General features: G+C 58.3%; 14 protein-coding genes. 7 read left to right on the plus strand and 7 right to left on the minus strand.

The window, feature by feature from the left end:
* Positions 1-19: 19 nt before the first annotated feature.
* The 4 genes from RB216_RS11760 (at position 20) to RB216_RS11775 (ending at position 3,923) form a co-directional block, all read left to right on the plus strand.
* Positions 20-1,042, plus strand: a complete 1,023-nt coding sequence (locus RB216_RS11760; protein ID WP_016975559.1) for an ABC transporter permease — start codon at positions 20-22, stop codon at positions 1,040-1,042.
* Between the two features lie 381 nt (positions 1,043-1,423).
* A complete protein-coding gene (locus RB216_RS11765; RefSeq protein WP_010564800.1) occupies positions 1,424-1,828 on the plus strand; it encodes a TraR/DksA family transcriptional regulator in 405 nt (134 codons plus the stop codon).
* Positions 1,829-2,371: 543 nt separating this feature from the next.
* The gene (locus tag RB216_RS11770; protein WP_371923963.1) at positions 2,372-3,604 is read left to right on the plus strand and encodes a methyl-accepting chemotaxis protein; all 1,233 of its coding nucleotides are present in this window, start codon (positions 2,372-2,374) and stop codon (positions 3,602-3,604) included.
* Positions 3,605-3,719: 115 nt separating this feature from the next.
* Complete coding sequence (locus RB216_RS11775) at positions 3,720-3,923, plus strand: hypothetical protein (protein ID WP_028615868.1); 204 nt, start codon at positions 3,720-3,722, stop codon at positions 3,921-3,923.
* A gap of 7 nt (positions 3,924-3,930) precedes the next feature.
* Here RB216_RS11775 and RB216_RS11780 read toward each other — a convergent pair whose 3' ends face one another.
* The 3 genes from RB216_RS11780 to RB216_RS11790 form a co-directional block, all read right to left on the minus strand.
* Positions 3,931-4,167 carry a DUF2789 domain-containing protein gene (locus tag RB216_RS11780; protein WP_028615869.1) on the minus strand — a complete coding sequence of 79 codons (237 nt, stop codon included), beginning with the start codon at positions 4,165-4,167 and terminating at the stop codon, positions 3,931-3,933.
* Positions 4,168-4,234: 67 nt separating this feature from the next.
* Positions 4,235-4,465, minus strand: coding sequence for a hypothetical protein (locus RB216_RS11785; protein ID WP_028615870.1), 231 nt, complete (start codon positions 4,463-4,465; stop codon positions 4,235-4,237).
* Positions 4,466-4,575: 110 nt separating this feature from the next.
* Positions 4,576-4,851 (minus strand): hypothetical protein, encoded by a 276-nt coding sequence (locus RB216_RS11790; protein WP_028615871.1) that lies wholly within the window; start codon positions 4,849-4,851, stop codon positions 4,576-4,578.
* Between the two features lie 417 nt (positions 4,852-5,268).
* Between RB216_RS11790 and RB216_RS11795 the strand changes: the two genes are divergently transcribed.
* Both RB216_RS11795 and RB216_RS11800 read left to right on the plus strand, forming a co-directional pair.
* Positions 5,269-5,718 carry a hypothetical protein gene (locus RB216_RS11795; RefSeq protein ID WP_174890956.1) on the plus strand — a complete coding sequence of 150 codons (450 nt, stop codon included), beginning with the start codon at positions 5,269-5,271 and terminating at the stop codon, positions 5,716-5,718.
* Between the two features lie 133 nt (positions 5,719-5,851).
* Positions 5,852-6,868, plus strand: a complete 1,017-nt coding sequence (locus RB216_RS11800) for an ABC transporter substrate-binding protein (protein ID WP_028615873.1) — start codon at positions 5,852-5,854, stop codon at positions 6,866-6,868.
* A 90-nt stretch (positions 6,869-6,958) separates the two neighbouring features.
* Here the strand turns inward: RB216_RS11800 and RB216_RS11805 are convergent, their stop codons facing one another.
* Entirely contained in the window at positions 6,959-9,085 is a 2,127-nt protein-coding gene (locus RB216_RS11805; RefSeq protein WP_308908729.1) for a TonB-dependent receptor, read from the minus strand.
* A 95-nt stretch (positions 9,086-9,180) separates the two neighbouring features.
* Positions 9,181-9,570: a DUF2946 domain-containing protein gene (locus RB216_RS11810; protein ID WP_016975551.1), complete on the minus strand. Its 390-nt coding sequence runs from the start codon at positions 9,568-9,570 to the stop codon at positions 9,181-9,183.
* A 93-nt stretch (positions 9,571-9,663) separates the two neighbouring features.
* On the opposite strand from RB216_RS11810, the gene RB216_RS11815 reads away from it, so the two are divergent.
* Positions 9,664-10,101, plus strand: a complete 438-nt coding sequence (locus tag RB216_RS11815; protein WP_068934183.1) for a DUF3995 domain-containing protein — start codon at positions 9,664-9,666, stop codon at positions 10,099-10,101.
* A 126-nt stretch (positions 10,102-10,227) separates the two neighbouring features.
* Here the strand turns inward: RB216_RS11815 and RB216_RS11820 are convergent, their stop codons facing one another.
* Positions 10,228-10,587 carry a hypothetical protein gene (locus RB216_RS11820; RefSeq protein ID WP_028615877.1) on the minus strand — a complete coding sequence of 120 codons (360 nt, stop codon included), beginning with the start codon at positions 10,585-10,587 and terminating at the stop codon, positions 10,228-10,230.
* Positions 10,588-10,594: 7 nt separating this feature from the next.
* Positions 10,595-15,340, minus strand: a complete 4,746-nt coding sequence (locus RB216_RS11825) for an RHS repeat-associated core domain-containing protein (protein WP_308908730.1) — start codon at positions 15,338-15,340, stop codon at positions 10,595-10,597.
* Between the last annotated feature and the right edge of the window lie 19 nt (positions 15,341-15,359).

The raw sequence follows: 15,359 nt of genomic DNA on the forward strand, positions 1-15,359 counted from the left end.
AATAAGAAGGTGATGGGCTATGAACGCAATAACGGATAACAAACCCGCGACGGTACCCACCAAAAGTCGCCGACGCATGCCCACCGAGCTGAGCATCTTTTTGGTGCTGATCGGCATCGGCCTGGTCTTCGAGCTGTTTGGCTGGATCGTGCGGGACCAGAGTTTCCTGATGAACTCCCAGCGCCTGGTACTGATGATCCTGCAAGTGTCGATCATCGGCCTGCTGGCGATTGGCGTGACCCAGGTCATTATCACCACGGGGATCGATCTGTCCTCCGGTTCGGTGCTGGCGCTGTCGGCGATGATCGCCGCGAGTTTGGCCCAGACTTCCGATTTTTCCCGTGCGGTGTTCCCGAGCCTGACCGACTTGCCAGTGTGGATCCCGGTGGCGATGGGGCTGGGCGTCGGGCTGCTGGCGGGGGCGATCAACGGCAGCATCATCGCCGTCACCGGCATTCCGCCGTTCATTGCGACCCTGGGCATGATGGTCTCGGCCCGAGGCCTGGCGCGTTACTACACCGAAGGCCAGCCGGTAAGCATGCTCTCGGACTCGTACACGGCCATCGGCCATGGCGCGATGCCCGTGATCATCTTCCTGGTGGTGGCGGTGATCTTCCATATCGCCCTGCGCTACACCAAGTACGGCAAGTACACCTACGCGATTGGCGGCAACATGCAGGCGGCGCGTACCTCGGGGATCAACGTCAAGCGCCACTTGATCATCGTGTACAGCATCGCCGGTCTCTTGGCTGGCTTGGCGGGTGTGGTGGCCTCGGCACGTGCCGCCACCGGCCAGGCCGGCATGGGCATGTCTTACGAGCTGGATGCGATTGCTGCGGCAGTGATCGGCGGTACCAGCCTGGCGGGCGGGGTAGGGCGCATCACCGGCACCGTGATCGGCGCGCTGATCCTTGGGGTGATGGCCAGCGGGTTTACCTTTGTCGGTGTGGATGCGTACATCCAGGACATCATCAAGGGCCTGATCATTGTGGTGGCGGTGGTGATCGACCAGTACCGCAACAAGCGCAAGCTCAAGCGCTGAAGCGCTTTCTGGTAGGAGCCGGCTTGCCGGCGATAGCATCGACACGGTCTCGCTGAAGAGCCCGGTTGACTGCATCGCCAGCAAGCCGGCTCCTACATTTAACCGTTTGTCTTCTATATAGCTCCACAACACTGAATTTCTTGCTATAAACGCACTCCGATGACCATTCGCCGAGCCCGTCCTGGTGCTTTTGGGGGTTATCTCGGAAAAATTGCCTGTCTTTTCAGTTGCTGCGCCCTCAAGTCGGCCTTAGACTGCCGCCCCTCGTAAATTGAGTGCCGGGTGGCGCTTGAAATGAATGGCGCCCTTCCGAGACCTGCAGAGGCCTTCCGGAACGCTCCCTTATTCGCCTTAATGCACGTATTTTTTATAGAGAAATCAATGACAAAGGAAAAGTTGCTGGCCATGCCGGCGGATGACTACATGAATGCCGAACAGCACGCTTTTTTCGAGCAGTTGCTGCAAGACATGAAAGTGGAACACCACGAGCGCATTGAACAGAACCGTATCGCCATTGAAAGCCTGGACACCCCGGCCGACCCGGCCGACGCCGCTTCTGTTGAAGAAGAGCGCACCTGGCTGGTCAACGCCATTGACCGCGACCAGCGCATGCTGCCGCAGCTTGAGCGCGCACTGGAGCGCATCAAGGAAGATTCCTTTGGCTGGTGCGATGACAGCGGCGAGCCTATCGGCCTCAAGCGCCTGCTGATCAGCCCGACCACCAAGTACTGCATCGAAGCGCAAGAGCGCCACGAGCAGATCGACAAGCATCAGCGCCAAGCCTGATGCGGTGAAGCGGGGGACCGTCCAGCGGTTCCCCGGGAAAGACCCGTTGCACCCCGTCTATTGATCTGCTGCAAGCCACCCCACTAAAGGCCCATGGATAATGGCCCGATAGTGGCGTTTAATGCAGCGACAATAATGACAAGCAGTGGGGTAACGAAGATGGCTGGAGACGGATCTCTGATGGGCGCAGCAGTGCCACCGCAAGCGGTGGCGCGCGGGCTGCCCGGCTGGCTGACGCCCCTGTTGCAGAGTACCGCCCTGGTGTTGGTCCTGCTGGGCTTGGCGCTCGCCAGCCTGCCGCTCTACCTTTGCCTGCCACTGGCCCTGCTGGTGATCTGGCTACCTCGATTGAAAAGTCGCACACCTGTTATCGCATCGTCCGATGCCGTCGATGCCATCGGCGAATTGACTCGCGACCTGTCCTACACCACCAGTCATAACGCGTTGTCCGCGGCCGGCGTGGCCTTTTCGGTCAAGCAGCTGGCGGCCCGTGTGCAGTCGCAGTTGGGCGCGGCCAAGCAGATTGTCAGCAGCGCCGAGGTGATGATCGGCACTGAAAAGATCACCTCCCAACTGAGCCGCGAAGCGCTTGGCGCCGCCAGCCAGGCGCATCAACGCAGCACTGAAGGCCGCGAAGTGCTGGCCCAGTCGATTACCCGCATGCACCAACTCAGCCAACGCGCCAACGCCAGCCGTGAGCTGATTGAAGCCTTGAGCCTGCGCAGCGAGGAAATCCAGCGTGTGACTTTGGTGATTCAGTCCATCGCCAGCCAGACCAACCTCTTGGCGCTTAACGCCGCGATTGAAGCGGCGCGGGCCGGTGAGCATGGGCGCGGGTTCGCCGTGGTCGCGGATGAGGTGCGCGGTTTGGCGGGGCGTACCGCAACGGCCACCGATGAAGTCGGGGTCATGGTGGCGGACATCCAGCAGCGCACCGCCCAGGTGGTGGAGCAGATTCGCCAGTTATCGGCGGACTTGCATACCGGTGTCGAGCAGGTGGAGCACGCCGGCGAGCAGTTGCAAAGTATCGCCAGCCTCGCGGCCGATGTGGAAGGCCAGGTGAATGAAATCGCCCAGGGCACCGACACCAACCGCACCCAGCTCGACAGCTTGTTCCATGCCGTGGAACAGATGCGCAGCGACCTGGCTGTCAGCGATCAGCAAACCCGCCAGTTGGCCGACGCTGCCGTGCAGATGGAAGGGCAAGCCGAAACCATCAGCGAGCGCCTGGCGGAAGTTGGGCTGGACGACTACCACCAGCGTATCTACGACCTGGCGCGCGAGGGGGCGAGCCGGATTGCTGGGCAATTCGAAGCCGATGTGCAGCAGAACCGGATCAGCCTGGATGACCTGTTCGACCGCAGCTACACGCCGATCGCCAACACCAGCCCGAGCAAGTACCACACCCGGTTCGATAGCTACACCGACCAGGTGTTGCCGCCGATTCAGGAGGCGCTGCTGCCACGGCATGAGGGGTTGGTCTTTGCCATTGCCTGCACTCCGCAGGGCTATGTGCCGACACACAACAAGGCATTTTCCCATGCGCTAACGGGTGATGCGCAGGTGGATGCGGTGCAGAACCGCACCAAGCGCAAGTTCGAAGACCGCACCGGGATCCGTTGCGGCAGCCACCAGCAGGCCGTTTTGTTGCAAACCTATACCCGCGACACTGGAGAACTTATGCATGATCTGTCAGTGCCGATCATGGTCAAGGGCCGGCATTGGGGCGGCTTGCGCCTGGGCTATAAACCTGAGGCAGTAAAGGGCGGGCGCTAAGGATTATTGTTGTTTATGCAATGGAGCTATTCCTGGGATAGCTTTTTCCAACTGGAAGAAAACCGTAGCATGGCCAACATTGTTAGCCAGCTAACTAATGCTGCGGAGAAGCTCCATGCAAAACAAAGTCGATGTCGCCGTGATGATTGGCAGTGGCGTTCCCGAAACCTTGCGTGCGCTGGGTCAGAAGGCTTGCTGGGTGGTGTTGCTCAACGGTGAGCAGCGCGGCACGGCGTTCGCCAGTCGCGATGAAGCGGAGGAGTGCAGGGCTGCCTGGCAGGCGCTGTTGCGCCTGGAGCAGTCAGACAGCCTGCATTGACGCCGACTCAGTTCGCTTGATGCAGGCGTTGGTTAAGTTCATCCACGGCAATCGCCCATTCGGCATCGTCGCGAAGCTCTTCCTTGAGAAAACTCGCTTGTTGCGCCGACCAGAACGGTGCATCGATGAGCTTCACGTCTTCAGGCAATGGATGGGCAACGATAAACGCATCGATGGCGTCTGGGGTTGAATCCAGGCCCAATTGTTCAAACAGGGTTTCAAGGGTGGGGATTGGCGCGTCCATTTGGTTCTCCATGCAGGGTGGTCGTTATGCATGGGAGGGTTGTGGCGCAGCAGAGTTCTATCGGATCTCAGGAATTCAGGGCCCCGTCGTCCACGGCAGTCTTTAACGCCTTGGCGGCGTCCTTGGCGGCGATGGCAGCCGCGTCGACGGTTTTGAACCAGCGGTCTTTTTCCACTTGGTGGGTGGTGACAGTGGTCAGCGGAGGCTTGGCCCGCATAATGATCACTGCTTGAAACTCACCGTCTACTTCCCTTGCGTCGCCATGGATGAAAAATTCGCCGATATCAAATTCCGTCACTTAGAGCCTTCCCTTGGAGATAACTGCACTGGAGAAACCTGGCCCGCAGGGCACAAACTTCAGTGGACGGGCCAGTATGGCAGTTGTTGCGGGTCGGCGGCGCAGTTAAGTTATCGGGCGGACGAAACGACCGCTCCATGGTGAGCTTGCAACTGGGCTTCTAGTTTCTTGGCCAGTTCACAAGCCTTGACATGGCCGCTGCGAAAGCCTTTTATTTGGCCGCTGAGCACTTCACGGATGTGGAAGAAGTTTTTACCGGCAGGTACAACCTGGTAAAGAACCGGGTCCGAGTACCCCTCGAAGCCGCCCAAGCGGTAGTATTGAGCCTCGCCCTGGCATGATGAACGGGTGTGCGAAGACATCGCATTGTAGGTTGATCGTTGCATGGCCTGCTCCTTTCGATCGCTCCGGTTGACTTGATTGCAACGTTTTGGGTGGTTTTGATTGGTGCTGCTGTTTTAGTATTGTCGTCGGCGATCTGCGCCTGGTTCCATGACAGCGTGCTTATTTGCGCTTGCGTGTCGGAAAACTGCATTTTTAACTGGGTTATTCTCTGAAGTGGGTCGGTCCGTATTCTCTGGCCGTTGAACCTGTGATCTCCTGTGGTGCCTGATGACCTTGCACAAGGTCCATCGCGTACGTCTGTACTGGTCTTATGGCGCGGCAGTGGGTTCTTCTTCAGTTTTTTTCAAAGAATGAGTGATGTGATCGTGCCGTAATGGCCGTTTTTTTGTGCTGCCCGCTCTGGCGGACAGCGCTCTTTTTGATGTGGGGGCGTTTCCTTGGCAGTCAGTAATCTGGATATGCACGCGTTGTTCGTGCTGGGTGATTTGCGCGCAAAGTTGGTCAAACAGTTTCAGTCCCGTTTCGTTTACATTACTGAGCAGACGCCGGAAGGTATCTACATCGCCGAGATCGACACCGAGGCGGCGTTGGTCGTGGACGACAAGCCCCGCCTGGAACTCAAAGTTGGCGATCACTTCCGCGCAGCGGTATTGCCCAGCCGTGAAGGTGGCAAATTCGAACTGAAGTTCCGCGATATCAAGTTGACCGTCTATGGCCTGGGTGACTACGCCTTTGTCTCCTCGGCCGAAGGCCAGGGCATTGTGTTCAAGGAAGGCCACAGCGTGATGCTGGTGTTTGCCGCCAACGAGCAACTGCAGGAAGGCCTGACCAAGACCCTGAAAGCCGTGACCGGCAAGGCCGCCAAATGGCGCAAGGGTGAACTGGTGACTTTCAAGGCCAGCGAATAACCATCAAATTCCGCGAACACCCGTTATCTCCCGGAACCTCTACTACAGTTGAGTTGACTTAACTATTCAGAGGCTTCGCGCTTACGCAGCAAAGCCGTCCGCTGTCTGCTGCGATATCGCGAGGTGCAAGGGCATGAAAGGATTGAGAACGCTGTTGGCTGCATCCGTGACAGCCTTGAGTCTGTCCGTGGCCGCACTGCCGGTTTCGGCCGCCGAGACGCCGATACACTTTGCCGATTTGAACTGGGAAAGCGGCAGCCTGATCACCGAGGTACTTCGGGTGATTGTCGAAAAGGGCTACGACTTACCGACCGACACCTTACCGGGCACCACCATCACCCTGGAAACCGCCCTAGCGAAGAACGACATCCAAGTGATCGGCGAAGAGTGGGCCGGCCGCAGCCCAGTGTGGGTCAAGGCTGAAGCCGAAGGTAAAGTCGTCGGCCTGGGCGATACGGTCAAAGGCGCAACCGAAGGTTGGTGGGTGCCGGAATACGTGGTCAAGGGCGACCCAGCCAAAGGCATCAAGCCTCTCGCGCCGGAACTCAAGAGCGTGAAGGACCTGGCGCGCTACAAGGACGTCTTCAAGGACCCGGAATCCCCGGGCAAGGGGCGCTTTCTCAACAGCCCTATCGGCTGGACCTCGGAAGTGGTCAACAAACAGAAGCTCAAGGCCTACGGTCTGGACGACAGTTATGTGAACTTCCGCAGTGGCTCGGGCGCGGCACTGGATGCCGAGATCGCTTCGTCGATCCGCCGGGGCAAACCGGTGCTGTTCTACTACTGGTCGCCGACGCCGTTGATGGGGCGCTACAAGTTGATCCAGCTGGAAGAGCCACCGTTTGATGCCGAGGCGTGGAAGACGCTTACGGATGCGGATAATCCTGATCCAAAACCAACACGCTCGCTGGCATCCAAGTTGAGCATCGGGGTGTCGACGCCGTTCCAGAAGGAGCATCCGCAGATTGCGCAGTTCTTTGAGAAGGTCGAGTTTCCGATTGAGCCGCTGAACAAAGCCTTGGCGACCATGAGTGAAAACCACTCGGCGCCACGGGAAGTGGCCCAGGTGTTTCTGAAGGAACATCCGCAGGTGTGGAAGGCTTGGTTGACCGAGGATGTGGCGCAGAAGGTTGAAGCCAGTCTGAAATAACAGTACGCATGTACTGTAGGAGCCCGGCTTGCCGGCGATGGTGTTTATCGGACGCCATCGCCGGCAAGCCGGGCTCCTGCGTTCAGGTGTTTAGAACCTGGTTTGTACTGCCAGCTCGAATGTCCTTGGCGCACCCAGGTAGTAAGCAGGCGACACATGCGCAAACTCGGCATACACCTCATTCGTCAAGTTGCGTACCCGGCCCGTCACCGAGGTATGCGAGTCCACTTTGTAGCGCAGGAACGTGCCGAACAGCGTGTAGGCCGGCACCGTCTGGGTGTTGGCGTTATCTGCGTACACCTCGGCCACATAACGCGCATCCACGCCCCCTTGCCAATCCTCGGCAAAATCATAGGTCAGCCACAGGTTCCCCACGCGCTTGGGCACGTTGGTTGGCGTATTGCCTTTGCGCGAGACCACCGCGCCACTGGCGATTTTCTCGTTGAAGTCGTCGTACTCGGCGTCGACCCAGGCGAAGTTACCCTCCGCCAGCAACCTTGGCGTGATGCGTAACGAACTGGCCAACTCGATGCCTTTGGATGACTGTGCGCCGACCGGAATGCTGTTAGTCGGGTCCTGCGGATCGGTCACGGCAAAATCCTTACGCTCGATCTTGTACGCGGCCACGGTGGCCGAGCCACGGCCGTCCAGGTAATCGAACTTGCTGCCCACTTCCCACTGTTTGCCCGTCGAAACATCAAACACTTGCGTGGTGGTGTTCGGCTGCTCGGCGGCGGTGCTGTATTGCACATACACATTGGCCGACGGGATGAACTGGTAAGTCAGGCCGACGCGGCCGGTTACCGGCTCCCAGCTGCGCTTGAAGTGGCGGGGATTGGTCGCGGTGATCGCACGGTGGTTGGTGACGTCCAGGTCGATAGCGTCGTAACGCAGGCCGGTAAGCAGCGAAAGTTTGTCGGTGAGCCCCAGGCGGTTCTCCACGAACACAGCTTTGGTGGTGACCTCGTTGGTCTTGTCCTTGCCGAACTTCTCACGGGTTCGCGGGATGTCGTAGAAGTGCCCGGGATCGAAGTTGTCTGGATTCACTGTACTGTTGCCTGGCACATTCCATGGGGTATTGGTGGTGCTGTTGACCTTGTATTCGAAACCGCCAGACCACGTGGTCGACAATCCGAACATACTGTCATCGTGGCGCAGTTCGAACTGGTTGCCGTTCTGTTCGCCTTGATGACGTACCTGATAGGCCGTCGAGCGGTTCACCGCGCTGTTGTCGGCGTTGTACTGATAGGTTTCCAGGTTGCGGTAATCGCGTTGGCTGTCCAGGTGGTAGAGGGTGTTTTTCAGGCTGGTGCTGTCGTTGAGGCGGTAGTCGATGATCGAGCGCGCCCAGATCGTGCGCTGTTCGTAGCGACCGTCAGCAACGTTGTAGTTGTTGAAGCGGTTGTGCTTGTCGATCTTCAGCTCGCCCACCTTGGGGTTGAGCACCGGCGTGCCCCAGTAGGGACTGTCTTCATGCTCATCCTGGTATTCCAGCGCCAGGGTGTGAGACAGGTTGGGCGTGAGGTCGCTGAGCAGGGAAAACGCCAGGCTCCAGGCCTCGCGCTGGTCGCGGTCGATGTAGCTGTGATTGGTGTTGCGGCTTACATCCAGGCGCGCGTAGTGCTGCACATCGGCGCCGGGTTCGGTCAGGGCGTGATTGACACCAAACGCCATGCCGGCGGTGTCATAGCTGCCATAGGTGAGCTGGCCTTCGGCGGCCTGTTCCTCGCGGGTGGCCAGCTTGGTCACGTAGTTGAGCGAACCGCCCACGGAGCCGGCACCGTTGATCAAGGAGGAGGGGCCGCCTACCAGCTCCACCCGGTCATAGATCCAGGCATCCACCGGCCGGGCCAGGCCGGTCGCCACATTGATCCCGTTGAACATCTGGGTGATCTGGCTGCTGGTAAACCCACGGTAGGAGACAAACCCGCCAAATCCTGGCGGGGCGCTGGCATTGACGCCAGGCAAGGTGTTGGCGGCGTCGCGGAAGGTCTTGGCGCCGCGGCGCTCGATGTCATTGCGGTTGGCGATAGCCACCGACGCTGGGGTTTCGCGCACACTCAAGCCCAAGCGCGAGGCCATGCCGCTGGATTGATCCAGGGCCAGGCCAGGCTCGGCGGTTTGTTCGCCATCAATGGTGGTCGGAGCCAACTCAAGGGCCCAGGCGCAGACGGGCAGGCAGCCGAATAGGCCCGCCAACAGGGGTAGATGTTTCATGGTTGAATCCTGAAAAACTTGGCTTGAAAACAACGCACAACCGCCCGTACTTCCTTGCGGAAACGGTGGTCAGTGCAGATCGGAAAGCGAAGGAATCAGGCGAAAGCAGGCGGTGCGCGCGGATTAGCCGCAGGCCAGGTGAAGCGGGCAGGGATGTCAGCAGCCAGGACAATGGCCGGCGGTGGCGCATGGGGCTGTGGCAACACCGCCACATTCAGGCTGGAACTCAGCGCTGGGCCCATGCCGCCGGTTGAGCACAGCGGGCAACCAAATGCCTTGGACAGCGTTGGCAGGTTCTCTTCAGTGGAGTTGGACGGCTTGGGCGCCTGGGTGCGCGGGTCCACTGTACAAAACTGACCGCCGATGCCATTGAGCTGCATCCCGACCATCTGCCCGTGACCGATACTGCAGGCGAACACATTGAACAGGACGCAGCAATAGAGCATCCAGGCAATGAGCGAGCGGTCGGCACGGGCGATTTTCATGGGGCGGCACTTTACCACCAGCCGCCGACGAAATGCCTGCAAAAAATCACCAGGCGACTATCCTCTTTCGCACCTTTTACGGGAGAGCCAGCCATGAGCTTTGTTGTCGCACGATGGATTGTCGGCATTTTCACCTTCATCAGCATGGTGCATTTGTACTGGGCTGCCGGCGGAAAACTCGGCTTCCAGGCCGCTATCCCCCAACTGCCCGGCGAATTCGCGCGTGGGCCGAAACCTGCGTTCAAACCCTCGGCGCTGGCTACGTTTCTGGTTGCCCTGGGGTTGGTGGGCATTGCGCTGATGGTGTGTTTGCGTGCCGGGCTGTATTTCTCGGCGGTGTCCCACGGGGCCTTGCAATGGGGGATCAGCGCGATTTCGGTGGTGATGTTTGCCAGGGCGATTGGGGATTCGGAGTTGGTGGGGTTTTTCAAGAAGGTCGGTGGTTCGCGGTTTGCGAGGTTGGATACGTATTTTTATTCACCGTTGTGTCTGGTGTTGGGGGTGGGGTTGTTGGTGGTGGCGTGGGGGTGAGGGGGGCTAACGCAGCGTTTGTAAAAAGCTAGAAGAAGAAAAACAGGCCTGTTCGGTCCGCTCGCCATAAGGGACTCATTTGCCTTGGCGAGCGGGGTTGCTGTAAATGGGCTCGGGCGCTCGCTTTCAACTTTTAGACTTGGTCGTGTTGTAGTACCGCTCTAAACAAGTCAAAAGAATTTGTATGAATTTTCTCTGGTCAGTTACAGGCGCGCTGAAGTAGGTTGCCATATTTTTAAAAACTTCATCAAAGTCATCATTTATAGCTAGGTAGTGTGTGATCGACGTAATGAACCACTCTTGCTCGGCCCTGCTGTAATCTAAAAATTCTGGCTTGGTCAATTCATCAAGAAGCTCGGTGAGTTCTTTCTCGTTATTTATGTCTTTTGATGCGATGAGTTTTTCTCGCTCAAAGTCATCCGTGTTTTCAATGTCGTAGGTGAACAGTAGTCCACGGATTATTGACATGCTCGGCTTGTTTGTCATTTTTTAGTCATTTCTCTGTGTATGCGGTTTTCGGTTTACCTTGGTTATTTAATATCACTCTTGCTTTACGCTGCTGACTATATTCCATACTGGTTCTGGAATATCCTTCACCAATTATTTTGCCCATGTCCATTGGTTGTAACGATGCTGCGAGTCCATTTCTTCTAAAAATAAGCTGGGCTCTATATATCGAGTTTAACTGATCCCTGTGGCTGAGATAATGCGTTGCGGCGGGCGGATATTTAGGTTCCCCTACGTTCGGCCCAGATGTGTAACGCTCAATAGTTCCTGTCGTCGGGTTTCTTGCGGTGTTCAAACGTTCGAGTTGAGACGCGAGTGTAGTCTGTGCTCCGTGTTTCTCTAGAAAGTGTGCTCCTGGCGTCGCCTTCTCCAATTCGTCTAGGCGCCTATATGCGTTCGCCTCAGCAAGCTCATCAATTCTTTCCTGACGCTTAGCACGCGTCAGTTGCGGTAAAGTGGGCTCTCCGTCGTTGACGCTTGGCGAAGAGCGTTGAGAGATGGCGCCTTGTTTGCAACCATCTCCACCAGGACATGAGCTCAATCCTAACGGGTCAACCCATCCGGTAGGATTGGGTGCGTACTGGTACGCATTGATCCCACCCGCCAGTTTCACCGGGTCCGGTGTCAGGTATCGACCAATATCCGGATTGTAGTAGCGATGACGGTTGTAGTGCAGCCCACTTTCTTGGTCGAAGTATTGGCCTTGGAAACGAAGCGGATTGTCCACTTTTCCTATGTCGAGACGGCTGATTTCGCCGTAGGCGCGGTAGTGGGCGGACCAGACGATTTCGCCGTTCGGGTCGGTGAGTTCCTGCGGCGTACCGAGGTGGTCGAGTTGGTAGTGGTAGGCCTTGGTTTCCTTTGGGCCGAAGCCTTCCAGCAGGGCCAGCGGGCGGAAGCTATCCGGTTCGTAGAGGTAGCTGCGGTGGCGGTTCGCGTGGTGCTCGGCGATGATTTTGTCGCCTTGCCAGAAGAACTCAGTCGTGATGCCGTCGACGGTTTTGCTGATACGCCGCCCAAACGCGTCGTAGCGATAGCTCGCGGTTTGGCCGTTGGGCGTCTTAACGTCGATCAGCCGATGCTGGCAGTCGTAGCGGTAATCAGTAACGAGTTGATGACCTTTGCCGCGTCGTTCGCGGATGAGGTTGCCGAAGGCGTCGTAGTCGTAGTGATGGTCGCCTTGGATCATCAGCCGATTGCCCGCCACGATGTCGGGGCCGGGGCGGTTTTGCATGAGCAGGTTGCCGGCGGGGTCGTGGCCGAAGCGTTCTTGCTCGCTTTGCGAGTGGTTGGCCCGGGTGAGGCGGTTTAGCGGATCGTAGTGGTAGTGGTGGTCGCCTTTGTGGGTGTCGAGCAAGCGGGTGAGGTTGCCGGCTTTGTCGTAGTCGTAGTGGCGTTGGTAAAGCGTGTGTTGCTGTTGGGTAACGGCGTGGGCGTGCAGGCGTTGTTGATCGTCGTAGTGGTAGTGGCTGATCAGTTGGCCTTGTTGGCGTTGGTGTTCCTGACCGGCCTTGAACAGGTGGGAGGTAAGGGTTTCACCGTTCAGTTCGACGGTGACTAGGTGGCCGCCTTTGCCGTGGTTGAACGCCACCCGATTGCTGTCGGGCAGGCGTAGGTTTTGCAGTTGGCCGCAGGCGTCGTAGCCATAGCGCAGCGTGCCCCAGCCTTGGTGTTCGGCGGTGAGACGGTTTTGGCTGTCGTACTCGTAGGCCAACGCCCAGTGGCCATCCTCGACGCTTAGGAGATTGCCCTGACGGTCGTAGGCGTAATCGACCCGGTTGCCATCAGGCAGGGCTTTTCTTACGAGCCGTCCGGCATAATCGCGCTCGTAGTGGGTAACCAGCTGACTACCGTCATCGCCATGCTCGGTCTTTTCCTGCAGGTTGCCGTTGAGGTCGTAGAGGTAAGCAGTGCGCTGGCCGTCAAAGCCGGTTTCCTGTTGGATCAGGCCATTGGTGTGATACTGGAGTCGGTAGGTTTCGCCCACCTCATTTTCGATCTCGGTCAGCAATAACCGCACATTGTCGTAACGGTATTTGATCTGAGTGCCATCGGCGTTGATGCGCCGGCTGATCAGGTGCAGGCCATCGGCGTATTCGTAGCGAGTGACGTGGCCGAGTTCATCGCGTTCGGAGGTGATTTTTCCGTACGCGTTGTAGGTATATTTACGCGTATCACCGCTCGGCAAGACGATTTGGACTAATCGTCCTACGTGGTTCCACTCAAATTGCGTGAGCGCGCCGTGTTCGTCTTCCAGGCTGATTTTTCGCCCGAGATCGTCATAGCGGTAGCGCTTGATTCCGCCATTCGGCAACTGCTCTTCAAGCAATTGCCCGTGCTCATTCCAGACCAGTCGGTGACAGCTGTGATCCGGCAGCCAAACCTGCGTCAGTTGTCCGCGTTTGTTGTAGCTGTAGTCAGTAGCGTTGCCGTCAGGATCGGTCCTACGCGTAACGTCGCCCTGGTCATTACGCTCATACTTCCAAACCGCTTCACCACGCCGCACAACCCGTACGAACCCATTGTCATGCTCGTAGGTCGTTGGCTCATCATCCCCCGGAAACAACGCCACCAAACGCCCAGCTTCGTCGTACTGGTAGGCCGTGATCGCCCCGAGAGGGTCCTGCTCAACCGTCAGCCGGCCTTTCTCATCGTAGGATTTGAAGTGCTCAGCACCGTCAGGATCCACCCGCTGCACCAGCCGCGCCCGCTGGTCATGCACATAGACTTCCTGGCTGCCATCGGCGTTAAACACCGTGACTTGACCGTTATCGTCCCAGGCATAGCGTGTGTCCATTTGCGAGAAACTGGCCCAATGCCGGACACATAGCGCGGCCTTACCAGACCTTTCCCACTCCCAGAAGAAACTCGCCCCACCCGCCAAACCACGCTCAAGAATGACGTGCTGCTCGTCGTACCGATAAACCTCGCTTTCGCCTACGGCGTTGGTCGCAGAAACCAGTCGTCCAAAATTGTCATAGGCGTAGGAAACAACGTTCTGCTCCCTCACCCAAACAAACGGCCCGTCATCCACGTCCCGCTCAACCTGGTAATCCACCGCCACAATGCGACCCAACGCATAGCGCAAAAACAGCGAACGCCCCACGCCGTTATCCAACCGCTCAATCTGCCCCAGGTAATTCCGGGAAATGCGCAACCGGTTGTCATACGCATCGCTAATCGCCGTCAGCACACCGTCGCGAAAATGGTAGAAGCGCGACCCTTGAGACAGGACTAACTCATCGGGCAGCGACCCCAGGTAGATCGCCGCTTCGGCCAGGCTATTGGTGATCGCAGGCCGAGAAACTGTGGGCAGGGGCAGGGTAGTCGACCGATTTTCATGATCGATCCACACCACCGAATCACCGGAAACACTCAGCCGATGCGCCAGCGAGTGACTCCAGCCAAACCCCAACCCGCAATCCACTTCCACCGCACTGGTGCGATACAGCCGGGTCCACTCAAACGGCAAGATCCCGTCCAGCTTGCCATCGGTCAGGGTCAGCAGTTCCTCACCCGTGACCATCGACACCGGACAGCCGTTGGTGGCCGTCTTGTCCGAAGACGCAGCCGCATCCCCAGCCGGATTCTTCCCAACAGCAGGCACATCATCCACATGCTCCGCCTGCCTCAGCATCGCGTTCTGCCGCGCCTTCCAGCGCATCTGCAGCCTGCCTTGCTTCAACCCACCAACCACCCCGCGAACCGCGACTGCCTTGTAGCGATCCACGGCCTGCATGAACTTCGTCAGAATCCCCAAAAGCCCCCTGACAAAACCCGTCGCCGCATCAAGAATCTGCTCGCCATACTTGACCAACCGCAGACTCAAATACGCCACACCCGCCGCCGGCAAGGCGATGGTCAACACCACGCCAATCACCAGATCAATCAGCAACGACACCACAAACCCAGCCGCCATCTCGGCCATTTCACCGGGCGGCAATGCGTCCAACCAGATCATCGCCGTGCGCAGCATCAGGAACAGTGCTGCCTCATCACTGGCCAGCAGCATCGCCTGTTCCATGACTTTGGGCGCATCGGTGGCGAGCTGCGCCAATTTGGCCGCTTCTGCGCCCAGCTGTTCGACGTACTTCAACGGGTCATCAAGAATCGCCTGCACCAGCTTGATGCTGTCCCACACATCACGAATCGCCGCCCAACTGCCCGCCAGTACGCCGCTGCCAATCGCGCTGGCGGTGGACTGCTCCCAGCGCGGTTTAAAACCCGACCACTCAGACCGAAGCCACTGCTCCAGGTCCCCGGTCAGCCCCGCGTAAGAGGCAAACAACGCGTCCACTTGCTCAGCAGAAACGCCCCCCTGCACCCGCACTTGATAGCGTCCGCCCGCCGCGCAGTGGTGCGAGCCTTTGCCTTGTTCATCCAGCATGACCACGGTAGAACTGCCGTCATCCAGCCCGATCACCTCCACCGGGATGTTGCCGATCGGCACGTCATACACCGACTCGAACAGGCTCTCGATCTTCAGCTCGTCGCCCACCGGGCACTGGGCCACGGTGGAAAAGTCAGCATCCGCAATGCTCACCGCCCGCTGCGAATCCCCCACCCGCAACACCCGATCCATCCCCAGCAGCGACGGCATATCCAGCCCATGGCTCACCGAATCCAGCGCACGCGAATACCACGCGTCCATGTGCTGGCGATAAATCACCAGGCTCTGATGGAAACCATCCAGCTCAAATTCGACAAGGGCAATGCGGGAAGGGTGGGTCATCTGTGACGTCTCGGCAAAG

The organism is Pseudomonas canadensis (assembly GCF_030980095.1).
Classification (GTDB): Bacteria; Pseudomonadota; Gammaproteobacteria; order Pseudomonadales; family Pseudomonadaceae; genus Aquipseudomonas; species Aquipseudomonas canadensis.